Origin of the sequence: Streptomyces sp. BK022, assembly GCF_004217355.1 — a bacterium.
Lineage (GTDB): Bacteria > Actinomycetota > Actinomycetes > Streptomycetales > Streptomycetaceae > Streptomyces > Streptomyces griseoluteus.
The window spans coordinates 221,199-247,416 of record NZ_SHKU01000007.1; the positions used below are offsets into that span (position 1 = coordinate 221,199).

21 protein-coding genes are annotated in these 26,218 nt (G+C 72.9%); 15 read left to right on the forward strand and 6 right to left on the reverse strand.

What is annotated here, in order from left to right:
- Window positions 1–83: 83 nt before the first annotated feature.
- From EV284_RS27565 to EV284_RS27575, 3 genes are all read left to right on the forward strand, one after another.
- A complete protein-coding gene (locus tag EV284_RS27565) occupies window positions 84–2,714 on the forward strand; it encodes a D-alanyl-D-alanine carboxypeptidase (RefSeq protein ID WP_130338822.1) in 2,631 nt (876 codons plus the stop codon).
- A 177-nt stretch (window positions 2,715–2,891) separates the two neighbouring features.
- Entirely contained in the window at window positions 2,892–4,874 is a 1,983-nt protein-coding gene (locus EV284_RS27570; protein ID WP_242625843.1) for an MFS transporter, read from the forward strand.
- A gap of 157 nt (window positions 4,875–5,031) precedes the next feature.
- Entirely contained in the window at window positions 5,032–6,600 is a 1,569-nt protein-coding gene (locus tag EV284_RS27575) for a sodium:solute symporter family protein (RefSeq protein ID WP_130338824.1), read from the forward strand.
- Between the two features lie 50 nt (window positions 6,601–6,650).
- Here the strand turns inward: EV284_RS27575 and EV284_RS27580 are convergent, their stop codons facing one another.
- Window positions 6,651–7,766, reverse strand: coding sequence for an ADP-ribosylglycohydrolase family protein (locus EV284_RS27580; protein ID WP_130338826.1), 1,116 nt, complete (start codon window positions 7,764–7,766; stop codon window positions 6,651–6,653).
- Between the two features lie 37 nt (window positions 7,767–7,803).
- Window positions 7,804–8,271 (reverse strand): ATP-binding protein, encoded by a 468-nt coding sequence (locus tag EV284_RS27585; protein ID WP_242625844.1) that lies wholly within the window; start codon window positions 8,269–8,271, stop codon window positions 7,804–7,806.
- Window positions 8,272–8,385: 114 nt separating this feature from the next.
- Between EV284_RS27585 and EV284_RS27590 the strand changes: the two genes are divergently transcribed.
- The 5 genes from EV284_RS27590 to EV284_RS27610 all read left to right on the forward strand — a co-directional run bounded on the left by EV284_RS27590 (window position 8,386) and on the right by EV284_RS27610 (window position 11,759).
- Window positions 8,386–9,198 (forward strand): helix-turn-helix transcriptional regulator, encoded by an 813-nt coding sequence (locus EV284_RS27590; RefSeq protein ID WP_130338828.1) that lies wholly within the window; start codon window positions 8,386–8,388, stop codon window positions 9,196–9,198.
- On the forward strand, window positions 9,186–9,383 hold the full coding sequence (locus EV284_RS27595) for a DUF397 domain-containing protein (protein ID WP_130338830.1): 198 nt from the start codon (window positions 9,186–9,188) through the stop codon (window positions 9,381–9,383). Before EV284_RS27590 ends, EV284_RS27595 begins: the two co-directional genes overlap by 13 nt.
- 47 nt (window positions 9,384–9,430) lie before the next feature.
- Window positions 9,431–9,952: a DUF2165 domain-containing protein gene (locus EV284_RS27600; RefSeq protein WP_130339324.1), complete on the forward strand. Its 522-nt coding sequence runs from the start codon at window positions 9,431–9,433 to the stop codon at window positions 9,950–9,952.
- A 167-nt stretch (window positions 9,953–10,119) separates the two neighbouring features.
- Window positions 10,120–10,725, forward strand: coding sequence for an RNA polymerase sigma factor (locus EV284_RS27605; protein ID WP_130339326.1), 606 nt, complete (start codon window positions 10,120–10,122; stop codon window positions 10,723–10,725).
- Complete coding sequence (locus EV284_RS27610) at window positions 10,722–11,759, forward strand: CU044_5270 family protein (protein ID WP_130338832.1); 1,038 nt, start codon at window positions 10,722–10,724, stop codon at window positions 11,757–11,759. Before EV284_RS27605 ends, EV284_RS27610 begins: the two co-directional genes overlap by 4 nt.
- 60 nt (window positions 11,760–11,819) lie before the next feature.
- Here the strand turns inward: EV284_RS27610 and EV284_RS27615 are convergent, their stop codons facing one another.
- Window positions 11,820–12,386: a hypothetical protein gene (locus tag EV284_RS27615; protein ID WP_130338834.1), complete on the reverse strand. Its 567-nt coding sequence runs from the start codon at window positions 12,384–12,386 to the stop codon at window positions 11,820–11,822.
- Between the two features lie 60 nt (window positions 12,387–12,446).
- Window positions 12,447–15,032 (reverse strand): bifunctional FO biosynthesis protein CofGH, encoded by a 2,586-nt coding sequence (locus tag EV284_RS27620; RefSeq protein ID WP_130338837.1) that lies wholly within the window; start codon window positions 15,030–15,032, stop codon window positions 12,447–12,449.
- A gap of 172 nt (window positions 15,033–15,204) precedes the next feature.
- Here EV284_RS27620 and EV284_RS27625 point away from each other — a divergent pair, with 172 nt between their 5' ends.
- The 6 genes from EV284_RS27625 (at window position 15,205) to EV284_RS27650 (ending at window position 21,966) form a co-directional block, all read left to right on the forward strand.
- Window positions 15,205–15,708 carry a toxin-antitoxin system HicB family antitoxin gene (locus EV284_RS27625; protein WP_130338839.1) on the forward strand — a complete coding sequence of 168 codons (504 nt, stop codon included), beginning with the start codon at window positions 15,205–15,207 and terminating at the stop codon, window positions 15,706–15,708.
- 88 nt (window positions 15,709–15,796) lie between these two features.
- The gene (locus EV284_RS27630) at window positions 15,797–16,639 is read left to right on the forward strand and encodes a DUF4097 family beta strand repeat-containing protein (protein WP_130338841.1); all 843 of its coding nucleotides are present in this window, start codon (window positions 15,797–15,799) and stop codon (window positions 16,637–16,639) included.
- A 44-nt stretch (window positions 16,640–16,683) separates the two neighbouring features.
- Window positions 16,684–17,703, forward strand: a complete 1,020-nt coding sequence (locus EV284_RS27635) for an ATP-binding cassette domain-containing protein (protein ID WP_130338843.1) — start codon at window positions 16,684–16,686, stop codon at window positions 17,701–17,703.
- On the forward strand, window positions 17,700–18,482 hold the full coding sequence (locus EV284_RS27640) for an ABC transporter permease (RefSeq protein WP_130338845.1): 783 nt from the start codon (window positions 17,700–17,702) through the stop codon (window positions 18,480–18,482). Before EV284_RS27635 ends, EV284_RS27640 begins: the two co-directional genes overlap by 4 nt.
- Window positions 18,483–18,611: 129 nt before the next feature.
- On the forward strand, window positions 18,612–21,551 hold the full coding sequence (locus EV284_RS27645) for a BTAD domain-containing putative transcriptional regulator (RefSeq protein ID WP_130338847.1): 2,940 nt from the start codon (window positions 18,612–18,614) through the stop codon (window positions 21,549–21,551).
- Window positions 21,552–21,774: 223 nt separating this feature from the next.
- A complete protein-coding gene (locus EV284_RS27650; protein WP_130338849.1) occupies window positions 21,775–21,966 on the forward strand; it encodes a hypothetical protein in 192 nt (63 codons plus the stop codon).
- A gap of 123 nt (window positions 21,967–22,089) precedes the next feature.
- On the opposite strand, the gene EV284_RS27655 is transcribed toward EV284_RS27650, so the two are convergent.
- Both EV284_RS27655 and EV284_RS27665 read right to left on the reverse strand, forming a co-directional pair.
- The gene (locus tag EV284_RS27655; protein WP_130338851.1) at window positions 22,090–24,444 is read right to left on the reverse strand and encodes a PQQ-binding-like beta-propeller repeat protein; all 2,355 of its coding nucleotides are present in this window, start codon (window positions 24,442–24,444) and stop codon (window positions 22,090–22,092) included.
- A gap of 193 nt (window positions 24,445–24,637) precedes the next feature.
- Window positions 24,638–25,366: a VOC family protein gene (locus tag EV284_RS27665; protein ID WP_130338855.1), complete on the reverse strand. Its 729-nt coding sequence runs from the start codon at window positions 25,364–25,366 to the stop codon at window positions 24,638–24,640.
- A 123-nt stretch (window positions 25,367–25,489) separates the two neighbouring features.
- Between EV284_RS27665 and EV284_RS27670 the strand changes: the two genes are divergently transcribed.
- Window positions 25,490–26,137 (forward strand): TetR family transcriptional regulator, encoded by a 648-nt coding sequence (locus EV284_RS27670; protein WP_207229152.1) that lies wholly within the window; start codon window positions 25,490–25,492, stop codon window positions 26,135–26,137.
- Window positions 26,138–26,218 lie beyond the last annotated feature (81 nt).

Sequence of the window (26,218 nt, forward strand, 5' to 3'; positions counted from 1 at the left end):
ACGGGCGAACCCCCACACAGGACACTGGTACATGGTTCGGACAGGGCGCGCGAGAGCGCGTGCGGCGCATCAAGGAGGCATCGGTGGCGGGCGAGTCCCCCGACAGGTCGAAGCAGCACGAAGACTCCGTCGGTTCAGCGGGTTCCGTGGAGGACGAGGAACTCCGCGAGGCGGTCTCGGCGTGGGTACGGCCTCCCTCCGGGGGTTCGGCCAAGGGCAAGTCGGTTGCTTCCGGGGCGGGTTCGGCCGGCACGGGGAAGGCTTCCGGCCCGTCGGGGAAGGGTGCGGCGGAGGAAGGTTCCGGCACCTCCGGGAGCGTTGCCGCCGTACCTGACGACACGTTCAAGGACTCCCGCGAGGCCGGCTCCGCCGAGGGGCCGGAGAAGGGCGACGTCGAGGAGGACGCCGCCGGCGCTGCCGACGACTCCGGCAAGGGCACCGGCACTTCGGCTGCCGTGGACTCCGGGACGGATGCCTCCGCACCCGCCGCCAAGGGTGACCCGGACTCCGCCGCCGAGGACGCGGGCAAGGCCCCCGCCGGAGCCTCCGCCGTCCCGGCTGCCGAGGACGGCACGGAGGACGCCCCGGCCGCCGAGGCCGACGACGCTCCCGAGAGCGGCTCCGAGGCCACCCCCAAGGACGCGGACAAGGCCCCCGCCGCCCTGGACCCCAAGGACACCCCCGGCTCCGCCGAGGACGGCACGGAGGACGCCCCGGCCGCCGAGGCCGACGACGCTCCCGAGAGCGGCTCCGAGGCCACCCCCAAGAGCGCGGACAAGGCCCCCGCCGCCCAGGACGCCAAGGACACCCCCTCCGCCGAGGACGACGAGAGCACCTCCGGCTCCGCCTCCAAGGGCGCGGGCAAGGCGGTCGCTGCGGGCGCCGCCGTCGCCGCCGCGAAGGACGACGCCGAGTCGGCCGACGAGGACGACGCCGAGGACGCCGGGACGGCCGCCTCCGGCTCCGCCGGCGCCTCGGCCGACGACTCCGGTGCGGGCACCGGCACCCCGGCCGCCGAGAGCACCACCGGGGCGGGTGAGGGCGACGAGGGCAAGCCGGAGGACACCACCGGCGCCGCCAAGGACGACAAGGGCAAGGGCGATGCCAAGCCCGGCGCCGAGCCCAAGGGGACTCCCCTTCCCGCCCCCCGGGGCGACGCGGGGCCCGCTGCCAAGGCGCCCGGCAAGCCCGTGGACACCCCCACCACCGCGCTCAAGTCCCCCGCGGCCCGCAAGCCGCAGGTGGATCAGCCGACGACCATGCTCAAGGTCGGGGGGAAGGCGAAGCCCGCTCCCGCGGAGCAGGAGGCCGAGCGGACCAGCAAGTTCGTCGCGCTGAAGCCCGACCTCAAGGGCCCGTCGGCACGCGTCGAGGAGACGCGGGCCGTGCCGCAGGTGGGGCCGGAGCGGACGACGCAGCAGCCGTTGCCGCCGAAGCCGCCGCTGGACCTGCTGGCGGAGCTGACGAACACCCCGCCCCCGCCGGAGACCCCGGTGCGCACGCTGGTGCGGCGGGTGAAGGTGTGGACGCCGCTGGTGATCCTGCTGGTGGTGATCCTGGGTGTGGTCCAGGCGATGCGCGCCCTGCCGCAGCCCACGCTCGCGCTGACCGCGAAGGACAGCTACACCTTCGAGGGCGGCAAGCCGGACATCCCGTGGCCGGCCGACGGCCAGGCCGCGCTGGACGTGCAGGGCATCGGCTCGTTCGGCTCCTCCGGTTCCGGCAAGCCCGTGCCGATCGCCAGCGTGGCGAAGGTGATGACCGCGTACCTGATCCTGCGCGACCACCCGCTCAAGAGCGGTGCCGAGGGCCCGAAGATCCCGATCGACAAGGCGGCGCAGGACCAGTCGAAGGCGGGACAGGAGTCCACCGTCGACGTCACGCGGGGTGACAAGATCACCCAGCGGGAGGCGCTGGAGGGTGTGCTGATCGCGTCCGCGAACAACGTGGCGCGCCTCCTCGCCCGCTGGGACGCCGGCTCGGAGAAGGCGTTCGTGGCGAAGATGAACGCCGCCGCCAAGGGTCTCGGCATGAGCGGGACGACGTACACCGACCCCTCGGGGCTCACGAACTCCACCGTCAGCACGGCCGCGGACCAGGTGAAGCTGGCCAAGGCGGCGATGCGGCAGCCCGCGTTCCGCGAGGTCGCGGCGATGATGTCGTACACCGACTACAAGGGCACGTACCACTCCAACTGGAACCAGCTCGTCGGGCACAACAACGTCGTCGGCATCAAGACGGGCACCACCACCTCCGCCCTCGGCAACCTGGTCTTCGCCGCGAAGCAGGACGTCGGCGGCGAGACCCGGATGGTCATCGGCGCCGTGCTGCGGCAGCCGCCGGGCGGCCGGGAGAACACCATCCTCAGCGCCGCGCTGGACCACAGCGACGCGCTGATCCGGGCCGCGCAGGGCGCGCTGAGGTCGGAGACGGTGCTGAAGAAGGGCACGGTCGTCGGCTACGTGGACGACGGCCTGGGCGGCCGGACCCCGGTCGAGGTCACCGAGGACGTGAAGGCGGCCGGCTGGGCGGGCCTGAAGGTGCGGCTGTCCTTCACCTCGGGCACGATCCCGCACACCGCGAAGGCCGGTACCGAGGTCGGCTCGCTGACCGTGGGCGACGGCTCGTCGGCCGGCGCGGTGAAGGTGCCGGTGGCGCTCCGCGCGGACCTGGCCGAACCGGGCCTCGGAGCCAAACTGACCCGCATCGGCTGACCCCCGCGCGGGCTCCCGCGAAAGCCGCCGTACCCCCACCCCGCCGTCCGCGCTCCCGCCTCGGGAGCCGGGCGGCGGGGTGCGTGCTAGCGTCACGAAACGGGGCAGGTCACCGAGGACCGCGCCAGGCCGCGCAGGGGGCCGAGAACGGAAGACGGGACACGGGGAGTGCCTGACGTGGCGACAACCGAGCCGAAGCGCGCCGAGAACGCCGAGCCGGACGCGGCGTCCGGCCCCCGGATACCCGGCCCGCCCGCGGCGGGCACCGCGAGCACCTTGGGCGCCCTGCGCGCCCGCGCGCGCGAGCACCCCGTGCTGTCGGTGACCCTGCTCGCGGGCGTCCTGCACATCGTCTGGTTCTTCACGTTCGCCAACAGCGGCGGCGACCTCGCGGCGCAGGACGCGTGGGCGGAGTTCGTCGGCCGGCACCCCGACTCGGCGTACAACCTCGCCTGGTACGGCGGCATGCACCCGGTGTCGTACAGCGTGGTCTCGCCGTATCTGATGTCCGTGCTCGGGGTGCGGACCACGATGATGATCGCCGGTACCGGCTCGGCGGCCCTGCTGACCATGATCCTGGTGCGCAGCCGGGCGGTGCGCAATCCGCTGTGGGCCGCCCTGGCCGGGGTGTTCGCGCTGCTGGGGAACGCCGTCTCGGGCCGGGTGACCTTCGGGCTCGGCACGCTCTTCGCGCTGGGGGCGGTGGCGGCGGTGTTCTGCTGGCCGTACGAGGGCCGGTACGAGCGCTGGGCCAAGCCGATGGCCGCGGCGCCGCTGGCGGCCCTGGCGGGCATCCTGGCGCTGCTCGGCGGGGCGGTGTCCGGCTGGGTGATGTACGGGCTGTCGGCGCTGTTCGCGGCGGGCGCGGTGGCGGTGGTGTGCTGCTGGCCGTACCGGGGGCGGTACAAGCGCTGGGCGAAGGCGCTGGCGGCGGCTCCGCTGGCCGCGCTGGCCACGATGGCGTCGCCGGTGGCGGGGCTGTTCGTGGGACTGGTCGCGGTGGCGCTGTTCCTGCAGAAGCGGCGGCCGGGCGCGTTCGCGCTGGGGCTGGCGCCGGCGGTGGTGGTGGCCGCGTCGGCGTGGCTGTTCCCGTTCTCCGGGACGCAGCCGATGACGTTCGGCTCGGTGGTCATGCCGCTGCTGTACGGGCTGCTCTGCCTGTTCCTGGTGCCCAAGGAGTGGGTCACCGTCAGGCTGACGGCGGGTGTGTACAGCCTGAGCGTGGTCCTGGTGTGGCTGATCAGTTCACAGATCGGCTCGAACATCTCGCGGCTGCCGATGCTGTTCGCGGGGGTGGCCCTGGTGGCCGCGCTGCCGTTCACCGCCCCCAGGTCGCGCCGCTGGTACGTGACGGTGCTGGCGTTCGCCGGATTCGTCGGCTGGATCGGGTTCAAGTCGGTGGACGACGCCATCCACACGACCCCGGCCGCGTCCTGGGCACGTGAGCTGGCGCCGCTGGTGCACCAGCTGCAGCGGGTGGACGCGGAGAAGGGCCGGGTGGAGGTGATCCCGGCGCGCTCGCACCGGGAGGCGTCCGCGCTGGCGCCGTACGTGAACCTGGCGCGCGGCTGGAACCGCCAGGCCGACATGGAGCGCAACCCGCTCTTCTACGACGACACCCTCAACTCGGCGAACTACCACGAGTGGCTCCAGCGGTGGGCCGTGCGGTACGTGGTGCTGCCGAGGGTGGACGACCCGGACGGGGACGGGGGCCTGCGCGAGCGGGAGCTGGTGCTGCGCGGGATGCCGTACCTGGACCGGATCTGGAGCGACTCCAACTGGCAGCTCTACCGGGTGACGGACCCGGCGCCGATGGCCGAGCCGAACGCGGTGGTGCGGCGGGCGGAGCAGGGCGAGATGACACTGGACGTGCGCGAGCCGGGGCGGATTCTGGTCCGGGTGCCGTACTCGCCGTGGCTGAGCGTGGTGGACGAGCACGGCAAGAGCCTGGCCCCGCCGCAGGAGACCGAGGAGTCCAAGCGGCGGCCGGAGGGGTCCCCGAAGTCCTTCGTGAACGTCAACGGGTGCCTGAGGGAGACCCCGGTGGACGCGTCCGGCGACCGGTGGACGGTGCTGCTGGCGCCGAGGGCGGGGACGTACCACCTGGCGGCCCCATACCAGCTGCCGCGCGGGACGCACTGCCCGGACGAGTTGGGGTAACCCTGCCCGGCCGTTCACATTCCTGAACGAGAGTCAGGGAACCGAACGATTTTACCTCCCTTTGACTCGACGGTTCCTTGCCGCGCGTCCATGTTCAAACCCAGAGTTCACATGCCTGACTGGCTGACGCCGGCGGCCGGACCCTGGGAGGGGAGACATGAACGGTCTCGACTGGGCGGTGCTGATCGGCTACTTCGGCGTGATGGTGGCGATCGGGTTCTGGTCGCACCGGCGGGTGGACGACGTGGGGGACTTCTTCACCGCCGGGGGCCGGATGCCGTGGTGGCTGTCCGGGATCTCGCACCACATGTCGGGCTACAGCGCGGTGATGTTCACCGGGTACGCGGGGATCGCCTACACCTACGGGGTCACCTCGTACGTGACCTGGTCGTTCCCGATCGCGCTCGGCATCGCCGTCGGCTCCCGGCTGTTCGCGCCGCGCATCAACCGGCTGCGGTCGCGCCTGGGGGTGTCCTCGCCGCTGGAGTACCTCAAGAACCGGTACGACCTCACCACCCAGCAGGCGCTGGCCTGGTCCGGGATGCTGCTGAAGATCGTGGACGTGGGTGCCAAGTGGGCGGCGATCGCCACCCTGCTGTCGGTGTTCACCGGGGCCTCGCTGAACCAGGGCATCCTCATCACCGGCGCGGTGACCGCCGTGTACTGCACGATCGGCGGGCTGTGGGCGGACGCGCTGACCGAACTCGGCCAGTTCGTCATCCAGTTGCTGGCCGGGGTGGCGATGTTCGTCGCCGTGGTGCTGAAGCTGGGCGACCGGGGCATCGGGCTGTCCGGCGCCTTCGACGAGCCCGCGCTGCGCGGGCACGGGGAACCGCTGGCGGGGCCGTACGGGACGGTGTTCCTACTGGCGTTCCTGTTCATCAAGCTCTTCGAGTACAACGGCGGGATGCTCAACCAGGCCCAGCGGTACATGGCGACGCGCACGCCCCGCGAGGCCGCCCGCTCCGCCCGGCTCTCGGCGCTGCTGTGGCTGGTGTGGCCCGTGGTGCTGTTCTTCCCCATGTGGATGGCCCCGCTGCTGGTCCACGCCCGGAAGCCGGACGGCTCGGACGCGTACGCCCTGATGACCGAACAGCTCCTCCCCCACGGGCTGCTGGGCCTGGTGGTCGTCGGCTTCTTCTCGCACACCATGGCCATGTGCTCCTCCGACGCGAACGCCATCGCGGCGGTGTTCACGCGGGACGTGGCGCCGGTGCTGTCGCGGCGGGCGCGGGGGTGGGGCGAGCGGTCGGGCCTGCTGGCGGCACGGGTGACGACGGTGGTCTTCCTCGGCCTGTCGATGGCGGTGGCGACCCAGGTCGACTCCCCCGCCTTCAAGGACATCATCACGGTGGTCATCAAGTGGGTGGCGGGCCTGATGGGCCCGATCGCCATCCCGATGATGCTAAGCCTGCTCCGCCCGTTCCGCCGCTCGGGCCCCACGGCCGCGCTGACGGCCTGGGCGGCGGGTCTGCTGTCCTTCTGGCTGGTCAACTACCCGGTGGACTGGCAGGTGTCCGGCGGGGTTCCGCTCCAGTACCAGGTCTCGGTCCCGCTCGCGGTGTCCCTGGTCCTCTACGTCTGCGTCGGCTGGATCAAGCCGGAGGACACCCCGGAGCGCCTGGCGGTCATCGACCGGGTGAACTCGGACGGCGCAGGCGCGGCGACCGTCCCGGCGCCGGGGCCCGCCGGGGACGACGTGGTGGGGGCACCCCGGAAGGACTGAGGGCACTCGGCCACGCCGTGACGAGTGGGGTGGTCAGGCGCGCGGGGTGGTCAGGCGCGCGGGTAGCGGGCCAGCCAGCCCGGGGCCGAGCCGGCGGGGGTGTGGAGGGCGGGGCCCTGGGTCATCTCCAGGGCGAAGTCGTCGGCCAGTTCGAGGATGGTGGGGCGGCCCTCCAGCTCGGGGAGCCAGGCCGGGGGGAGGGCCGTCTCGCCGTGCAGGGCGCCCAGGAGGCCGCCGGTCAGGGTGCCCGCGGCGGCCGAGGGGCCCGGCTGGTTGACCGCCAGGCAGAGGCCGTGGCGGACGTCCTCGCCGACCAGGGCGCAGTAGACCGCGGCGGAGAGCAGGCCGTCCGCCGTGCCCTCGCCCGCCAGTTCCGCCACGCGCGCCGGGCTGGGGAGGCCCTGGCGTACCGCGCCGAGGGCGCGTTGGAGGGCGGTCGTGACGGGCTCGTGGCCGGGGCGGGCGGTCAGGAGGGCGAGCGTGCTCTGCACGGCGCCGTCCAGGCTCTCACCGCGCGCGAGAGCGTGCACGATGACCGCGTACGCCCCCGCCGAGAGGACCGCCACCGGGTGGCCGTGGGTCTGTGCGGCGCACTCCAGCGCCAGTTGGACGACCAACTGCGGCTCCCAGCCGACCAGCAGGCCGAAGGGCGCCGAGCGGGCGACGGCCTCCGGGCCCGCCTCGCCGGGGTTCTTGGGACGCTCCAGCGTGCCCATCACGTCATTGCCGAGGCCCAGCAGCAGGGCGCGGGTGGGGCCGCGGCGGGCGTACAGCCACTCCTCGCGGGCGAGCCAGCCGTCCTCCGCGCGGCGCTCGTCCGGGCCCCAGTCCCGCTGGGTGGCCGCCCAGCGCAGGTACGCCCGGTGCAGGTCGGTCGGCGGGTGCCAGGCGCCGGTGTCGCGGCGGACCTGGGCGCGGATCAGGCCGTCCACGGTGAAGAGGGTGAGCTGGGTGTGGTGCGAGACGGTGCCGCGTCTGCCCTGGCCGAGCGCGAGGTCGGTCAGCCCCTCGGGGCCGTGGGCGGTACGGATCGCGTCCAGGTCCAGCGAGTCGACCGGTGCGCCGAGGGCGTCGCCGATCGCGGCGCCCAGCAGGGTGCCCCGTACGCGGCCCCGGAAGTCCTGCTGTTCCGCACGGCCCCAGACGGCGCCGCTCGTCGCACCCACCCAGACCTCCTCGCGCCACCGTCCGCCCGCACGCCGGTCAGCACTGTAATGGACCCGGAACGGTCCGATCGGCGCCCCGGTCGGTCTCCGCCGAACCCATACCGGCCAGGAACGGACGCTTCAGCTCCGCCCACACGGTCTTTGCCCCGGCGGGCGCGTCGACCACGCCCCACTGGTGCGCGTACGCGGCGACGATCCCCAACCCCCGTCCGCCCTCGCCCAGTTCGCCCGCCTCACCCGGCAGTCTCGGGCTCCGCTCACCCCGCGCGTCGGTCACCTCGACACGGAGCGTGCCGTCGTCCCTCCGCAGCAGCTCCAGCCGGAAGTCCCGCCCCGGCACCCGCCCGTGCAGCACCGCGTTGGCCGCCAGCTCGGCCACGACCTGCGTCGCCCCCTCGAACGGCAGCCCCCACTCGTCCAGTTGCCGCTCCGTGAGAAGCCGCGCGAGCCGGGCGCCTCTCCGCGTCGCGGACAACTGGATACGCAGCCGTGATTTCTCATTCATGTCACCCAGAGTGGCCGTCGCTCCCTACGCTGAACAGTGACGACCATGGTACGCAGGGTGACTGTACGGGTGGGCGACGCAGCGGTACGGCTGGTACGAGGAAGAGGGGCGCCGATGGAGGACGAGGAGGCCGAGGCCGTACTCAGGGCGGTGGGCCGGCAGATCAAGGCGTGGCGGGAAGCGGCGGGTATGCGCCAGGTGGAGCTGGGCGCAGCCATCGGGTACGGCGAGGAGATGGTGTCCTCCGTGGAACGGGGCCGCCGCGTCCCCAAGCCGGACTTCCTCGACCGCACGGACGAGGTCGTGGGCGCCGGCGGCAAGGTGTCCGCGATGAAGGCGGACGTGGAGCGGGCTCGGTACCCGAAGAAGGTCCGGGACCTCGCCAACTTGGAGCGGGATACGACGGAGCTGGGTGCTTACGCCGCCCTCCATGTGCATGGGCTGCTCCAAACACCGGAATACGCCTACGCGTTGTATGCCATGAGGCGGCCCTCCTACACGGAGGAGGAGATCGAGCGACTCGTGGCAGCGCGGATGGCGCGCAAGTCCCTGTTCGACCGCGTCCCGTTCACTCAGATCACCTTCGTGCAGGAAGAGGCGACGCTTCTACGGCCGATCGGCGGCAAACTGGTTCTTCGGAAGCAACTTGAACACCTCGTCGAAATGGCCAAGTTGCGGCACGTGGAGATCCAGGTGATGCCCACCGCGTGCGAGGAGCACGCGGGAATGATGGGCTCGATCCAGGTGCTGAAACTCCGGGACGGCAAGACGCTTGCGCACACCGAGGGGCAGTTGTACAGCCACGTGATCAGCGACCCGCGGGAAGCTCAGGTCATGGAGATGCGCTATGGAATGATCCGGGCGCAAGCGCTCACGCCCCCAGCGTCACTGGCCCTCATCAAGGAAGTAATGAAATGCGAGACATGAACGGCCTGGAGTGGTTCAAGAGCAGCTACAGCGGCAACGACGGCCCAGAGTGCGTCGAAGTCGCCCTCACGCCCGACCACATCCACATCCACATCCGGGACTCCAAGACCACCGGCGGCGACCAGCTGACCGTCTCCGCCGACACCTGGACCTCCTTCCTCAGCCACGCGGGGCACCTCGTCTGAAAGGCGTTCCCCCTCGGGCGGGGTCGGGAAGTATTCGGGTCATGACCATGACCGATTCTGCGGCCCCCGCCGACTCCGCCCGTGCCGCCCGCTCGGGGCTGAGCCTCGCCGCCACCGTCCTCACCGGCGTGCTCGCGCTGTACATCGCCCTCGTCGCCGTTGGCAACATCACCGACTTCGGAACGAACCAGCAGTACGTGCGGCACGTGCTGGCGATGGACACCACGTTCAAGGACGACCACCTGATGTGGCGGGCGATCAGCAGCACCGCCCTCCAGGACACCGCCTACGTGGCGATCATCGCCTGGGAGACCGCGGCGGCAGCCGTACTCGTGTGGGGCACCTGGCTGTGGGCCCGGCGGGACCACGCCCGCGCGCGCCGCTTCTCCACGTACGGCCTGCTGATGCTGATCCTGCTCTTCGGCGCCGGGTTCATCGCCATCGGCGGCGAGTGGTTCGCCATGTGGCAGTCCAAGACCTGGAACGGCGTGGACGCGGCGACCCGCGTCTTTCTGCTCAGCGGAGTCGCCCTGATCGTCAACCACCTGCCGGAGCGCGACGAGCGGTAGGCGCGGCCCGGTTCCGGCAAGTCCGTCCGGCCCCCGAGGCATCCACCACCTCGGGGGCCGTCCCCAGCGGGATGATCCGAGCAGGGCGGCGCGGCCGAGTGGCACGGATCACGGGAACGCCGCTCGGGGCACGGAGAGAACAGGGTGTGACGGACTCAGACAATGACGTGCGGCGCCGGGTGCGCGAGGGCGACCGCGAGGCGTTCGCCGGGCTATACAAGGAGTTCGCCCGTGCGGTGTACAACCACGGGCTGCGGCTGACCGGCGACTGGTCGACCGCCGAGGACATCATGTCCCAGACGTTCCTGACCGCGTGGGACAGTCGTGGCCGGCTGCGGGAGGACGGCGGCACCCTGCTGCCGTGGCTCCTGGGCATCGCCACCCACAAGGCGGACAACGCCCGGCGCAGCGCGCGAAGACGGCATCTGTTCCTCGCCCGTCAGCCCCGGCCCGGCCACGTGGAGGACTTCGCACCGGAGGCGGCCGGACGCATCGACGACGTGCGACGGCTGCGTGCCGTCCAGGCGTCCGTGACCCGGCTGCGGCGCCACGAGCGAGAAGTGCTCTCCCTGTGCGTGTGGTCCGGCCTGGACTACCGGCAGACGGCGGAGGCTCTGGGCGTCTCGGTCGGCACCGTACGGTCCCGTCTGTCCCGCGCACGCAAGAAGCTCGCCCGGCTCGCCGAGGAGAGCATGGAACCACCCGGCGCCCGCGGAGAGATGACAAGTGCGGCCGCGATCGCGACCGTGCCCGCGCGGAAGGAACTCACATGAGCGGCAAGCGGACCCCTGCTTCTCCGGAACCGGCGGACGACCGTGACGAGATCGCCCGCCTGCTGCCGGCCCCGGCCGACCGGGACCTCACGCGCGAGCAGTTCCTCCACCACAAGGACGTCTTGATGCGACACATCGACCGCGAACGGGCCACCGCCCGTCCGGCCCGCCGGCTGCTGCGGCCCGCGCTCATGGCCCCGGTGACCGCACTGGCCCTGGCCGGCCTCGTCACCGCGGGAATCACTCTGAACGACGAGGGCCACAAGCCGGCCCCCGGCGCATCGTCCGGTACGGCCGGGGACATGCAGCCCGCCTCCGCCCTCCTCCACCGGATCTCCGACGCCGCCGGGAAGCGTGCCGCGCCCACCGTGCGGGACGACCAGTTCTCCTATGTGAGGGAGAAGGTCCGCGAGGCCGACCTGTCCGGCGGAAAGGCCGTCGTCGGCCCGCTGCACGACTACGAGCTGTGGCTCGCCCAGGACCCCCGACCCGTCAGGACGCAGGGCCTGATCCGGACCGACGGGGAGACCGCGCGCCTCAACGCCGAACTGGGCGACACGAACGGCACACCGGCCGGCTTCAGCCGGCCCACCTACGTGTGGCTCAGCTCGCTGCCGACGGACACGGACGGCCTGCTGGATTACCTGTACGCCAAAACACCGCGGATCAAGGGCCGGGAACGCGACCAGGCGGTCTTCGAGCAGATCGGGGACCTGCTCGCCCGTGTGATGCCCTCGCGTACGGCCGCCGCGCTCTACCGGGCGGCGGCGAAGATCCCCGGAGTCACCGAGGCCCCGCATGCCAAGGACGCCATCGGCCGCCAAGGGCTGGGCATCGCCCGCACGGACAAGGACTACGGCGTCATCACCGAGTGGGTCTTCAGCAGGAAGGACTACACCTACCTCGGCCATCGCACCCGCTTGACCAGGGACACGTCCTACGCGAAGAACGGAACGCTCCTGGACAGCTCGGCTCTCCTCCGCAGCGCCATCGTCGACGAAGCCGGCAAGGTCCCGGACAGCCCGAAGGGCTGACGAACCGGCCGGGTCGCCGGACGCGGCCGCTCCGGACCGACGGTCGTCCGAGCGTCCCCGCTAGTCGACGACCGACACCCTCGTCCCGTAGTCCCCGAAGGACCACAACGCGGCTCCGTCCTCCTTGTGGAGGCGGATGCCGCCGGTCTGGGTGCCGTTGGCGGCCGGGGGCGGGGAGGAGCCGTCGAGGGCGTTGGAGAAGCCTATGTTCACGCCCGAGACGGCCGTGAAGTACACGATGTGCTCCACCTTCACGCCGTCCGAACCGACCGTCGCAGCCGTGCGCGCGGTGATCGAATACCGGCCCGGCTGCGGGTCCAGCGTGCCCGGCCACACCGTGAACGTCCGGGAAGGCGCCCCCGTCGCGTCCACCAGCCACACCCGGTGCGCCTGGACCGAGTAGACGATCCTGCGCCCGACCCCCGACGCCTCCGGCACGGCCGGCGGGCCCGAGGGGGTCGGGGCGGCGGACGGGGTCGGGGAGGCCGAGGCCGTGGGGCGGGCGTGGGCCGCCGGGGCCGCGGGGCGCCGGCCGTGGTCGGCCTGGACGGCGAGGGCGACGACGGCGGCGGTCGCCGCCACCGTCAGTCCGGAGACCCAGGCCCACGAGGGCAGTCGGGCAGCCACGGGTACGCATCTCCTCCGCTGTGGGGCCCCCTTCTCAGATCCGGGGTCGGATCATCGTACTCAGTCCACGAGGGGCAGCAGATCCGGCAGGTGCCCGTCCGAGGCGCGGGCCGCCGAGACCCGCTCCTCGGACACCTCGCCGTACAGCGTGGTGCGCGGCTTCGCCGGCCGCCCGGCCGCCTCCGCGACCGCCTCCAGGTCCCGTACGGACTTGTACGAGCCGTAGGACGAGCCCGCCATCCGGGAGATCGTCTCCTCCATCAGCGTGCCGCCCAGGTCGTTCGCGCCGGAGCGCAGCATCTCGGCCGCGCCCTCGGTGCCGAGCTTGACCCAGCTCGTCTGGATGTTGGGGATCAGACCGTGGAGGAGGAGCCTCGCCATCGCCGTCACCGCGCGGTTGTCCCGCATGGTCGGGCCGGGGCGCGCGATGCCCGCCAGGTAGACCGGCGCGTTGGTGTGGATGAAGGGGAGGGTCACGAACTCGGTGAAGCCGCCCGTCCGTTCCTGGATTCCGGCCAGCGTGCGCAGGTGGCCCAGCCAGTGCCGGGGCTGGTCGACATGGCCGTACATCATCGTGGACGAGGAGCGGATGCCCAGCTCGTGCGCGGTGGTGATGACCTCGGTCCAGGTGGCCGTGGGCAGCTTGCCCTTGGTCAGCACCCAGCGCACCTCGTCGTCCAGGATCTCCGCCGCCGTGCCGGGGATGGAGTCGAGGCCCGCCTCCTTGGCCGCGGTCAGCCACTCCCGGATGGACATCCCGGTACGGGTCGCCCCGTTGACGACCTCCATCGGCGAGAAGGCGTGCACGTGCATGCCGGGGACGCGTTCCTTGACCGCCTTCGCGATGTCGAAGTACGCGGTGCCGGGCAGGTCCGGGTGGATGCCGCCCTGCATGCAGACCTCCACCGCGCCCACCTCCCACGCCTGCTGGGCCCGGTCCGCGACCTGGTCCAGCGAGAGGGTGTAGGCGTCGGCGTCGGTGCGCCGCTGGGCGAAGGCGCAGAACCGGCAGCCGGTGTAGCAGACGTTGGTGAAGTTGATGTTCCTGGTGACGATGTACGTGACGTCGTCCCCGACCACCGACCTGCGCACGTCGTCCGCGATCCGGCACACCGCGTCCAGCGCCGCGCCGTCCGCGTGCAGCAGCGCGAGCGCCTCCGCGTCGGTCAGCTTCGTCGGGTCGTCGGCGGCCGTGCGCAGGGCCTCGCGGACATCGGTGTCGATGCGCTCGGGCACCATGCCGGGGGCGGCGGCCTCGCGCAGCTCGGCCCAGTCGCCGTACACCTCGTCGAAGTCGTCGCGCCGGTCGGACGTGCGGCCCTCGGTGTCGATGGAGGCGTGCAGGTCGGTGCGGCCGGTGGCGGTGAACACCTCCTCCGGCTCCTGCCAGGGCAGGCCCTCGGGGAGTACGCCGGGCCGGGCGAGGCCGGTCTCCGGGTCGGCCAGGGCCGCCACGTGCGGGCGCAGCCGGGGGTCCAGCCAGGGCTCGCCCCGGCGGACGAACTCGGGGTACACACACAGCCGTTCCCGCAGCTCGAAGCCGGCCGCGCGGGACCGCTCGGTCAGCTCCTCGATCTGCGGCCAGGGGCGCTCGGGGTTGACGTGGTCGATGGTGAGCGGCGAGACCCCGCCCCAGTCGTCGATGCCCGCGCCGATCAGCCGCTCGTACTCGCTGTCCACGAGGTTGGGCGGGGCCTGGAGGCAGGCGGCGGGGCCCATGATGTGCCGGGCGACGGCGACGGTGGCGATCAGCTCGTCCAGCTCGGCGTCCGGCATCCCGCGCATCGCGGTGTCCGGCTTGGCGCGGAAGTTCTGGATGATCAGCTCCTGGACGCCGTGGTAGGCGCGGGAGACCTTGCGCAGCGCGAACAGCGACTCCGCGCGCTCCTCGTAGGTCTCCCCGATGCCGATCAGCAGCCCGGAGGTGAAGGGCACGGAGGAGCGGCCGGCGTCCTCCAGCACCCGCAGCCGTACGGCGGGTTCCTTGTCCGGGGAGCCGTGGTGCGGGCCGCCGGGCTCGGACCACAGGCGCTCGGCGGTGGTCTCCAGCATCATGCCCATGCTCGGCGCGACCGGCTTGAGCCGCTGGAAGTCGGTCCAGCTCATGACGCCGGGGTTGAGGTGGGGCAGCAGGCCGGTCTCCTCCAGGATGCGGATGGAGATGGCGCGTACGTAGGCGATCGTGTCGTCGTAGCCGTGCGCGTCGAGCCACTCGCGCGCCTCGGGCCAGCGGTCCTCGGGCTTGTCGCCGAGGGTGATCAGGGCTTCCTTGCAGCCGAGCGCGGCACCCTTGCGGGCGATGTCCAGCACCTCGTCCGGCGACATGAACATCCCGTGGCCCTCGCGGCGCAGCTTGCCGGGGACGGTGACGAACGTGCAGTAGTGGCACTTGTCGCGGCACAGCCGGGTCAGCGGAATGAAGACACTTTTCGAGTACGTGATGACTCCGGGCCGCCCCGCCGCGTCGAGCCCCGCGTCCCGTACCCGTGCGGCGGAGGCGGTGAGGTCCGTCAGGGCCTCGCCGCGGGCCTGGAGCAGCACCGCCGCCTCGAAGACGTCGAGGGCGACACCGTCGCGGGCACGTTTGAGGGCGCGACGCATGGAGTTCTCGGTGGGGCCGGTTCCGGGGGTCGCGGAAGTCGTCATTCCCTGAGCATACGTTCGGCGTGATCCACAGCTACGGGTGCTTTTCGGGCGGGCCCGGCGGCATCCCCGCGGCATCCGTGCGGCACCACGCGTGGCGCCAGGTGACGCCACTCGGTGCCATGTGGTGCCAATAGGGGTTGCCATGGCGCCACAATGGTGCCAAGCTAACGCCATGGACCTCACCCCGTATGTCGACACCCTCCGCCGGGAACTCGCGGTGGCCGCCGAGGCCGGCGGCGAGGAGGCGCGCGAGCTGGCCGAGCGGCTCACCGCTCCGCTGGAGTCGGCGACCCGCCTGACCATGCTCCACGTGCTCTCCGCCGCGATGGACGAGATCACCCGCGAGCTGGCCCCGGGCTCGGTCGACGTACGGCTGCGCGGTCTGGACCCCGAGTTCGTCGTCACCACGCCCCCGGCCGAGTCCGCTCCCGTGGATGCGGCCCCGGTCGCGCCCCAGCCGGTCCCCGAGACCGACGAGGGCGGCACCGCCCGCGTCAACCTCCGGCTCCCGGCGCATCTCAAGGCGCGCGCCGAGGAGGCGGCGGGCCGCGAGGGCCTGTCGGTCAACGCCTGGCTGGTGCGCGCCGTCTCGGCGGCGGTCGACGGCACCGGCCGGCCGCGCCCGTCGGAGAAGACCCGCACGACCGGCCAGAGCTTCACGGGCTGGGTGCGCTAGCCGCACCGCGCCACCGCTCCACTTCTCACCCACCTTCACGTCCCTGACCTGCGGGGACGACCTGACGAGCCAAGAGGACGGGACAGCCATGCCTTCTTTCGACACCCCTCAGCCCATCGCCGTCACCGCGCACGTCGGCGCCGGTTCGCTCCGGTTCGCGGCCGGCGACCGCCCGGACACCGTGGTGGAGGTCGCACCCCGCGACCCCGGGCGGGACAAGGACGTACGGGCCGCCGAACAGACCGAGGTCGGCTTCGCCGCGGGCGCCCTGACCGTCCGGACCCGCGAGCGGCTGCTCATCGGCCCCTCCGGCCTGGTCGACGTCACGGTCCACCTGCCCGAGGGCTCCTCCGCCGAGGTGACCGGCTCCTGGACCCAGGTGCTCGGCGAGGGCCGGCTGGGCGAGGTCCGGGTGAAGACCTCCACCGGCGACGTACGCCTCGACGCCACCGGCGCGCTGAAGCTGACCGTGGCCCACGGATCGGTCACCGTGGACCGGGTCGACGGCGCCGCCGAGATCACCAGCAGCAGCGGCACCATCCGTGTCGGCACCATCGACGGCCCCGCCGTCCTGAAGAACACCAACGGCGCCACGGTCCTCGGGGCCGTCACCGGGGACCTCCGCGTGAGCGGGGCCAACGGCGGCATCGACATCGGCCGCACCGAGGCGTCCGTCACCGGCACCACCAGCAACGGCCCCCTGCGCGTCGGCGAAGTGGCGCGCGGCGAGGTCCGGTTGGAGACCGCGCACGGCTCCATCGAGGTCGGCGTCCGCGAGGGCACCGCCGCCTGGCTCGACGTCAGCTCCGCCCACGGCCAGGTGCGCAACGCGCTCGCCTCCGCCGGGGCGCCGGAGCACGCCGAGGACACCGCCAAGATCCACGCCCGCACCAACTGGGGCAACATCGACATCCTGCGCGCCCGCGCCTGAGCACCGCCTCCCCCTCTTCCCACTCCAGCCCTCAGGAGGGCCCCATGCCTTCTTCTGTCATGCCCACGCCCAGAAAGCCCGCCGCCGAGACCCCCGCCGTCTCCGTCACCGGCCTGCGCAAGTCGTACGGCGACAAGACCGTGCTGGACGGCATCGACCTGCGCATCCCCACCGGGACCGTGTTCGCCCTGCTCGGGCCGAACGGCGCCGGGAAGACCACCACCGTCCAGATCCTCTCCACCCTCGTCGCCCCCGACGGCGGCGAGGCCCGGGTCGCCGGCCACGACATCACCACCGCACCGGACGGCGTGCGGTCCGCGATCGGCGTCACCGGCCAGTTCGCCGCGCTGGACGATCTGCTCACCGCCGAGGAGAACCTCCTCCTCATGGCCGACCTGCTCCGCCTCGGCAAGCGCGAAGGGCGGGCCCGGACGCGTGAGCTGCTGGAGCGGTTCGACATCGCGGACGTGGCCGGCAAGCGGGCCGCGACCTTCTCCGGCGGCATGCGGCGCCGGCTCGACCTCGCCATGACCCTGGTCGGCGATCCCCAGGTGATCTTCCTGGACGAGCCGACGACCGGGCTCGACCCGCGCAGCCGCCGCACCATGTGGGACACCGTCCGCACGCTGGTCGCGGGCGGCACCACGGTCTTCCTCACCACCCAGTACCTGGAGGAGGCCGACCAGCTGGCCGACCGGATCGCCGTCCTGGACGGCGGCCGGATCGTCGCCGAGGGCACCGCCGACGAGCTGAAAGCCCGTATCCCCGGCGCCCACGTCCGGCTGCGCTTCACCGGACCCGACGAGTACGAGCGCGCGGCGGCGGCCTTCCCCGGCGCCGCGCGGGACGACGAGAACCTCGCCCTCCGGGTGGCCGGCGACGGCGGCCTGGACGCCCTGCGCGCCCTGCTCGACCGGCTCGACGCGGCCGGGGTCCAGGCGGCCGGGTTCTCCGTGCACACCCCCGACCTGGACGACGTGTTCCTCGCGCTCACCGGCGAGGGCGCCACCGGCACCCCGCTCCACGTCACCGCCGACGAGACCTTCGAGGAGACCCAGCGATGAGCACTCTCACCTACGCCGTGCAGGACTCGATGACGATGCTGCGGCGCAACGTCAAGCACGCCGTCCGCTATCCGGCCGTCTCGCTCGGCAGCTCGATGCTGCCGATCCTGATGCTGCTGCTGTTCGTGTACGCCTTCGGGGGCGCGATCGGCGGCGGCATGGGCGGCGGCCGGGACGCCTACCTGGAGTACCTGGTCCCCGGCGTCGTCGTGATGGGGGTGGCGGCCGGGGCGATGTCGACCTCGATCGCGGTCTGCTCGGACATGACCGAGGGCATCATCAACCGCTTCCGCACCATGAACATCACCCGGTCGTCCTTCATGACCGGGCATGTCATCGGCAGCGTCCTCCAGACGATGGTCAGCCTGGTCCTGGTGATCGGGGTGGCGCTCGCCCTCGGGTTCCGGCCGGACGCGACCCCGCTGGAGTGGCTGGCCGCGGCCGGGTTCCTCGCGGCCGTCGCGTTCGCGGTGACCTGGCTGTCGGTGGCGCTCGGGCTGATCTCCAAGACGGTGGAGTCCGCCAGCAACAAGCCGCTGCTGGTGCAGTTCCTGCCCTTCCTCGGCTCCGCGTTCGTGCCGGCCGGGTCGATGTCGCCGGGGCTGCGCTGGTTCGCCGAGCACCAGCCCTTCACCCCGATGATCGAGACCCTGCGCGGTCTGCTCACCGGTTCGGCGATCGGGAACGACGGCTGGATCTCGCTCGCCTGGTGTGCCGGGATCGCCCTGGTCGGCTACCTCTGGTCCCGCTCGCTGTTCAACAGCACGACCAAGCGCTGAGCCCGCAAAGTGTAAAAACTCCGTGGAGTCCCCCGCGCCGCCTTGTGATCGGCGTCTCGCACGGCTGACGCAAGTGGCGTGAAGAAGGCAAACTGGCCTAGTCGTTGGGACTGCCTAGGGGGCGAACGCATGGACGGTGGGGCGCGGATGCCGGAGCAGCGGGTCTCCGGTTCCGCCGTGCTGCGGTTCGGGGTACTCGGGCCGGTGCGGGCCTGGCGCGGGGAAGCGCCGGTCCCCACCGGCTCTCCGCAGCAACGCGCCCTGCTCGCCGCCCTGTTGCTGCGGGAGGGTCGTACCGCCACGGCGGCCGAACTGATCGACGCGCTCTGGGGGACCGAACCGCCCCCCAGGGCGCTCGCCGCTGTCCGGACCTACGCGTCCCGGCTGCGCAAGGTGCTCGAACCCGGGGTCCTGGTCAGCGAGTCCAGCGGCTACGCCATCCGCACGCTCGCCCCGCTGGACCTCGTCGTCACCCAGGAACTGGCCGCACAGGCCGAGAAGGCGCGCGGCGCCGGGGAGTTGGGCGAGGCACGCCAGACGCTGAACCGGGCGCTGGCGCTGTGGGACGGCGAGGCCCTGGCGGGCGTGCCCGGCCCGTACGCGGAGGCCCAGCGGGTGCGGCTGGAGGAGTGGCGCCTGCAACTCCTGGAATCCCGCCTGGACATGGACCTGGAGCAGGGCGGTCACGCCGAGGCCGTCTCGGAGCTGACCGCGCTGACCGCCGAGCACCCGCTGCGCGAGCGCTTCCGGGAGCTGCTGATGCTGGCCCTGTACCGCAGCGGCCGGCAGGCGGAGGCGCTGGCGGTGTACGCGGACACCCGGCGGCTGCTCGCCGAGGAGCTGGGCGTGGACCCGCGTCCGGGGCTCAGCGACCTCCAGCAGCGCATCCTGCGGGCCGACCCGGCGCTCGCGGAGCCCTCGTCCGCCGCCGAGGAACCCCCCGTGGTCCTCGTCCGCCCCGCCCAACTGCCCGCCTCAGTGCCGGACTTCACCGGCCGGTCGGCGTTCGTGACCGAGCTGAGCGACGTGCTGGCGTCGGCCTCGGAGGCGGAGGGCCGGGTGATGGCGGTCTCCGCGCTGGCCGGGATCGGCGGTGTCGGCAAGACCACCCTCGCGGTGCACGTCGCCCACCGGGCCAGGGCCGCCTTCCCCGACGGCCAGCTCTACGTCGACCTCCAGGGCGCGGGCCCCCGCCCGGCGGAGCCGCAGACCGTGCTCGGCTCGTTCCTGCGGGCGCTCGGCACCGCGGACTCGGCGGTGCCGGAGTCGCTGGAGGAGCGGGCCGCGCTGTACCGGTCGGTGCTGGACGGACGCCGGGTGCTGGTGCTGCTGGACAACGCCAAGGACGCGGCGCAGGTCAGACCGCTGCTGCCCGGCACCGAGGGGTGCGCGGCGCTGGTGACCTCGCGGGTGCGGATGGTCGGGCTCGCCGGGGCGCATCTGGTGGACCTGGACGTGATGTCGCCCGAGGAGGCGCTGTCGCTGTTCACCAAGATCGTGGGCGAGGAGCGGGTGGCGGCCGAGAAGAAGGCCGCGCTGGACGTGGTCGCCGCGTGCGGTTTCCTGCCGCTGGCCATCAGGATCGCCGCCTCCCGGCTCGCCGCCCGCCGTACCTGGACCACCTCGGTGCTCGCGGCCAAGCTGGCCGACGAGCGGCGCCGGCTGGACGAGCTGCAGGCGGGCGACCTCGCGGTCAAGGCCACCTTCGAGCTGGGCTACGGCCAGCTCGAACCCGCCCAGGCGCGGGCGTTCCGGCTGCTGGGCCTCGCCTACGGCCCCGACCTGTCGCTGGCCGCCGCCGCCGCGCTGCTGGACCTCGGCCCGGAGGACACCGAGGACCTGCTGGAGTCGCTGGTCGACACCTCCCTGCTGGAGTCGGCCGCACCGGGCCGCTACCGCTTCCACGACCTCGTACGGCTCTACGCGCGCGCGTGCGCCGAGCGGGACGAGCGCGAGCCCGGCGAGCGGGCCGCCGCCCTCTCCCGGCTGCTGGACTTCTACCTGGCCACCGCCGCGCGGGTGTACGCCATCGAGCGCCCCGGCGACCGGACCGTGGAGCATCTGCACCCCTACGACCACGAGGGGCTGTCCTTCGCCGGGCACCAGGACGCCCTGGACTGGCTGTACGCGGAGGCCGACTGCCTGCTGGCCTGTGTACGCCAGTCGGTGGCGCAGGGCAGCCTGCGGCGGGCGGTGGACCTGCTGATCGTCGCCAAGGACCTCGCCGAATCGGGCGCCAACGCCCACCAGTTCGGGGCGGCGGCCACCACCGTCCGGGACGCCGCCGCCGAGGCCGGGGACGCGCTGGTGGAGGGCCGGGCACGCACCACGCTGGCCCAAGTGCATCTCAACGCCGGGCGGTTCGACGAGGCGGAGGCGGAGGCCGAGCGCGCCGTGGAGCTGGCCGGTGCGGCCGGTGACCCGTGGATCGACTGCAACGCGCCCAGCGAGCGCGGGATCGTGGCCGCGTACCGGAGCCGGCACGCCGAGGCCGAGACCTACCTCCAGCGCACCCTGGCCGCCTATCGCGCCGACGGCAACCTGCCGGGCGAGGCGAGCGCGCTGTGCAACCTGTCGCGGGTCCACCTGTCGATGGGCCGGGTGGACAGCGCGGTGGAGCTGGCCGAGTCCGGCGTCGCCGTCTACCGGCACCTGGGCCTCACCGTCCGTCTGGCGAACGGGAGTTACGCGCTCGGGCTGGCGCTGGCCGAGTCGGGGCGCGCGGAGGAGGCGGAGGCGCGGCTCAACGAGGCGCTGACCATCTTCCGGGACAGCAGGCAGCGGCTCTGGGAGGGCATGACCCTGTTCCGGCTGGCCGAGATCCGGCTCGGTGAACGCCCGGCGGCAGCGGCGGCGTTGGCCGAGCAGTCCCTCTCCGTCCTGCTCCACGTGGGCGGCGACTGGCGCCGGGCGGGTGTCCTCACCGTGCTCGGCAGGTCCCTGGACGCGCTGGGCGAGACGGACCGGGCCCGCGCCTGCTGGACGGACGCGCTGAGCGTCTACGACCGGCTGGGCTCGGCGGAGGCGGCCGCCCTGCGGGACCTGCTGTCGCCTGCGACCACCGGCTGACGGCGTCCGCGCGGAAATGCGCGGGACCCGGCGTTCATCGTTCGTTTATCGTGCCCGTGCAGTCTTCTCACAGCCGATTCGTCGTCACGGGGGCGGGCGGATCGGTAGTGCCGTCGGCCGCCCACGCGGGGGCCGGCTGTGACCGGGTCCGTCCGGAAGCCCTCGGGGGAGCGGCCGGGCGGCCCGGCCACAACAGCACACCTCAGAGCAACGGAGTACGTCGATGAGCGACGCCAAGAAGTCCGACGAAGTCACCACGCAGGAGAGCCACATCACCGGTGAGGGCGCCACCGCGGCGGCCGCCCCTGAGGTCGCTCCGCAGGAGAGCCACATCACCGGCGAGAAGACGGCCAAGGGCGACCTGGACGACGTCACCACGCTGGAGAGCCACATCACCGTGGGCGACCCGCGCTAGGCGCACCACAGGCACGGGGGGCGTGCGCCGCGGCGGAGCGGAGGGGGAGCCGCCGCGGCTCACGCGGGAACACGGAACGGCCGGGTCGGGGGACCCGGCCGTTTCCGCGTTCCCGGGCGCCCCTCAGGCCGTGCGGGCCGTCCCGGTGCCCTTCTCCGCGTCCAGCGCGTACACGCACCGGTCCTTGCTGCACGCGTACACCACGCCGTCCTTGACGACCGGTGAGCCGGTGATCTCGCCGCCGGTGGCGAGCTTCCAGCGCAGCCGGCCGTCGTCGGCCTTGAGGGTGTACAGCAGGTGGTCGGTGGAGCCGAAGTGGATGCGGCCCTCGGCGACCGAGGGGGCGCCCACCACGTCGCCGCCCGCCTGGAAGCGCCACTTGGGCGTACCGGTGACCGCGTCCAGCGTGTACAGGCCCTTGCCGCTGCCCACGTGCACATGGCCGGCCGCGACCAGCACCGGTTCCACCGAGGAACGGGCCTCGGTGGCGATGCGCCAGCGGTCGCGGCCGTCGGCGGCGTCCAGGGCGTAGACGGTGCCGAGGTAGTCGGCGAGGTAGACCCCGCCGCCGGTCACCGCCGGACCCGGCACGAAGGCGGGCGGGGACAGGAACACCGCCGGGGCCTCGAAGTGCCAGCGCACCCGGCCGGTCGACACCTCGATGGCGAGGACCCGGCTGCCCGCGCTGACGTACACATGGCCGTCCGCCGCCGGGGTCACCCGTACGGGGACACCGCCGCAGGAGGCCGCGTCGCCGATCGGGTACGACCAGCGCTCGTCGCCCGTACGGGCCTCCAGGGCGCGCAGCCGGGCGTCCTGCCAGACGTAGACCGTGCCGTCGTGCACGGCGGGCCCGGCCTCGGGCGACTCGAAGTCGGTCTGGCAGCCGGAGATCTCCCACAGCTTGCGCCCGGCCGCCGCCTCCCACGCCTGCACCCCGCCGCCGCGCGTACCGGTGACGACCGTGCCGTGGTCGGCGTGCAGGGAGTACACCCAGGCGTCCGTGGAAAGCCGCCACAGGTCGGTGCCCTCGCGGGCGTCCAGGGCGAACAGGGTGGGTCCGTCGGAGGCGTGGATACGGCCGTCCGCGACCGCCATCGACCAGGCCACGTCGCGCGTCTTGAAGCGGCGCCGCCCGGTGGCCACGTCCAGGGCGTGCACCTCGAAGGAGGTGACGTAGACCAGGTCCCCGTCGACCGCCGGGGTGCCCCACACGTCGTTGGACATCCGGAACCGCCACGGCCGCCAGCCCGCCGAGGTCTCCGGCAACTGCGGCGGCACCGGGGGTACGGCGGGGTCGGCGCCGTTGACACCGGGGCGCGGCCGGGACCAGCTCGCCACCAGGCCGGCCTCCGGCGGCGGCGCCTTCACGGCGGCCGCGCGGGCGTCGGCGACGCGCGGTCCGGGCCCGATGGGCACCTCGAGACCGGCCAGCCGCACCGGCCCGGTGCCGGGCCCGCCGGACGGCACAGGGGCCGGGGAGGGCGCCGGGACGACCGGGTCGTAGGACGGCGGCGGGGGCACGGCCGGGCGGCCGGGGCCGCGCGGGCCGGGCGGCAGCGGGGCGGGCTTGGCGGGCGGACGGCCGCCCCGGCGGGACTCGATGAGGGCGACGGCCTTCTCCGGCAGCCAGGCGGAGGCGGTACCGGAGTCGTCCGAGCCGGAGCCGAACAGATGCGGGGCGAGCTGGGCCTGGAGGTCGGCCGGGGAGGGTCTGCCGGGCGCCTCCATCTGCATGCACGCCTCGATCAGCGGGCGCAGCTCGTCGGGCAGCCCGGTGACGTCCGGTCCCTCCCGGAGCAGCATGAACACCGTCTCGACCGGGTTGGCGCCATGGAAGGGCGGGTGCCCGGTGGCGGCGAAGACCAGCGTGGAGCCGAGCGAGAACACGTCGCTGGCGCCGGTGACGCTGCGGGAGTCCTTGGCCTGCTCGGGCGACATGTAGGCGGGGGTGCCGACCGCGACGTTCGTCATCGTCAGCCGGGTGTTGGACACCCCGGAGGCGATGCCGAAGTCGATGACGCGGGGGCCGTCCTCGACGACCAGCACGTTGGACGGCTTGAGGTCGCGGTGGACCAGGCCCGCGCCGTGGATGGACTGGAGCGCCTCGGCCACGCCCGCCGCGAGCCAGCGCACCGCCTGGGCCGGGAGCGGCCCGCAGTCGTTCACTATCTCCTCGAGCGAGGGCGCGGGGACGTAGGCGGTGGCCAGCCAGGGCACCGCCGCGCGCGGGTCGGCGTCGACGACGGCGGCCGTGTAGAAGCCGGAGACCGCGCGGGCCGCCTCCACCTCGCGGGTGAAGCGGACCCGGAAGAGCTGGTCCTCGGCCAGCTCCGTGCGCACCGTCTTGATGGCCACCCGCCGCCCCGACGCCGAGCGCGCCAGATAGACCAGCCCCATGCCGCCGGCGCCCAGCCGGCCCAGCACCTCGAACGGCCCGATCCGCCGCGGATCGTGCTGCGTAAGCTGATCCACCACTTGCCTGCCACCTCCCCGTACGAGCCGCGTCTTCCGCCTTTGGACGCGACCGAAGTGCAGCGTCTCACCACCGCACCGCCCTGGCGGCACGCACCCCGATTCTTCCTGGCCTGGTGGCCGGTTGCGAACCCGGTGGCGAATCGGGGTGTCTCGTGCCCTATCCCGTCATTTCACCGCCCCCGCTTGCGTCCCGTCACCGGGTCAGCAGCGCGAAGGACGCCCCCTGATTGTCCGTGACGACCGCCACCCGTCCGTACGACGCCTCGAAGGGCGGCACCTGGACGCGGCCGCCGAGCCGCCGCACGGCGGCGAGGGCGGCGTCGAGGTCGCCGACGCGGAAGTGCACGAGGAAGTGCGCGGGCATCTCGGCCGGGAAGACGTCGGTGATCAGGGCGCGGCCGAAGTCGGGTTCGGCGCCGGAGCCGAAGAGGGCCTCGTGGAAGAGGTCGCCGTAGAAGGTGTTCGCTGCGGCGGGGTCCGGGGTGTACAGCTCGGTCCACACGAAGGCGCCCGGCTCGCGGCGCCGCTCGAAGCCCCGGTGTCCGTCGGACTGCCACAGCCCGAACACCGCCCCCTCGGGGTCGGTGACCAGGGCGGCGGCGCCGAGGTCGGCCACGGCGAAGGGGCCGGAGATCAGGCGGCCCCCGGCGTCGGTGATCCTCCGGGTCAGGGCGCGGGCGTCCGGGGTGGCGAAGTACACCGTCCAGACGGTGGGCATCCGGCCGTCGGTCTTGGGCGCGAGCGAGGCGACCGGTTCGCCGTCCAGCCGGGCCCAGACGGAGGCGCCGGGGGCGTCCTCGTCGTCGAAGGTCCACCCGAACAGCTCGCCGTAGAACCGCTTGCCCGCCTCGACGTCGGGGAGCTGGGCGTCCGCCCAGCAGGGGGTGCCCTCTCCGTACATCGATGCGCTGTTTTCGGCCATATCGTCAAAGTAACCGGGACCCGCGCACCCCGCAGGACCAGGGAAAGCTTGCCTCGGCCGGGGTCGCACCCCATTTGCAGTCGGCCGAATCGCGCTCCTGCCCCCCGTCGGTAAGCTGACGGCATGACAGGACAAGTGCGTACCGTCGACGGCCGGGTGGCCGGCCGGCGTGGGCAGGCGACCCGGCAGAAGCTGCTCGACTGCCTCAGCGAGATGCTCAGCTCCTCCCCGTACCGAGATGTCAAGGTCATCGATGTCGCGCGGAAGGCGGGCACCTCGCCCGCGACCTTCTACCAGTACTTCCCGGACGTCGAGGGTGCCGTCCTGGAGATCGCCGACTCGATGGCCGCCGAGAGCGCCGAACTGACCGAGCTGCTCGCGGGCCGGACCTGGACCGGCAAGGCCGGGTGGCAGACCGCGCAGGACCTGGTGGACGGCTTCCTGGACTTCTACCGGCGGCACGACGCGATCCTGCGCGTGGTCGACCTGGCGGCGGCCGAGGGCGACAAGCGGTTCAACAAGCTGCGGATGAAGATCCTCAACTCGGTGAACGGTTCCCTCACCGAGGCGATCACCGAGCTGAAGTCCAAGGGCCGGGTGGACAAGGACGTGAACCCGGCGGCGATCGCCGGTTCCCTCGTCACCATGCTGGCCTCGGTCGCGGCCCACCAGAAGGGCTTCACCGCCTGGGGCGTCAAGCAGGCCGAGATCAAGCCGAACCTGGCACTGCTGATCTATCTGGGAGTCACCGGCAAGAAGCCCACGAAGTAGCGACCGGCACCCGCACCGGCCCCAAGTCCTGTCTGGCAGGCGGTGGTCCACCTCGGCGTGGACCACCGCCTGTCGCCGTGT

Excerpts from the sequence above, each read along its gene's own strand:
- EV284_RS27575 (WP_130338824.1), top strand. The coding sequence starts at position 5,032 with ATGAACGGTCTCGACTGGGCGGTGCTGATCGGCTACTTCGGCGTGATG.
- EV284_RS27585 (WP_242625844.1), bottom strand. The coding sequence starts at position 8,271 with ATGAATGAGAAATCACGGCTGCGTATCCAGTTGTCCGCGACGCGGAGA.
- EV284_RS27590 (WP_130338828.1), top strand. The coding sequence starts at position 8,386 with ATGGAGGACGAGGAGGCCGAGGCCGTACTCAGGGCGGTGGGCCGGCAG.
- EV284_RS27595 (WP_130338830.1), top strand. The coding sequence starts at position 9,186 with ATGCGAGACATGAACGGCCTGGAGTGGTTCAAGAGCAGCTACAGCGGC.
- EV284_RS27600 (WP_130339324.1), top strand. The coding sequence starts at position 9,431 with ATGACCGATTCTGCGGCCCCCGCCGACTCCGCCCGTGCCGCCCGCTCG.
- EV284_RS27610 (WP_130338832.1), top strand. The coding sequence starts at position 10,722 with ATGAGCGGCAAGCGGACCCCTGCTTCTCCGGAACCGGCGGACGACCGT.
- EV284_RS27620 (WP_130338837.1), bottom strand. The coding sequence starts at position 15,032 with ATGACGACTTCCGCGACCCCCGGAACCGGCCCCACCGAGAACTCCATG.
- EV284_RS27625 (WP_130338839.1), top strand. The coding sequence starts at position 15,205 with ATGGACCTCACCCCGTATGTCGACACCCTCCGCCGGGAACTCGCGGTG.
- EV284_RS27630 (WP_130338841.1), top strand. The coding sequence starts at position 15,797 with ATGCCTTCTTTCGACACCCCTCAGCCCATCGCCGTCACCGCGCACGTC.
- EV284_RS27635 (WP_130338843.1), top strand. The coding sequence starts at position 16,684 with ATGCCTTCTTCTGTCATGCCCACGCCCAGAAAGCCCGCCGCCGAGACC.
- EV284_RS27640 (WP_130338845.1), top strand. The coding sequence starts at position 17,700 with ATGAGCACTCTCACCTACGCCGTGCAGGACTCGATGACGATGCTGCGG.
- EV284_RS27645 (WP_130338847.1), top strand. The coding sequence starts at position 18,612 with ATGGACGGTGGGGCGCGGATGCCGGAGCAGCGGGTCTCCGGTTCCGCC.
- EV284_RS27650 (WP_130338849.1), top strand. The coding sequence starts at position 21,775 with ATGAGCGACGCCAAGAAGTCCGACGAAGTCACCACGCAGGAGAGCCAC.
- EV284_RS27665 (WP_130338855.1), bottom strand. The coding sequence starts at position 25,366 with ATGGCCGAAAACAGCGCATCGATGTACGGAGAGGGCACCCCCTGCTGG.
- EV284_RS27670 (WP_207229152.1), top strand. The coding sequence starts at position 25,490 with ATGACAGGACAAGTGCGTACCGTCGACGGCCGGGTGGCCGGCCGGCGT.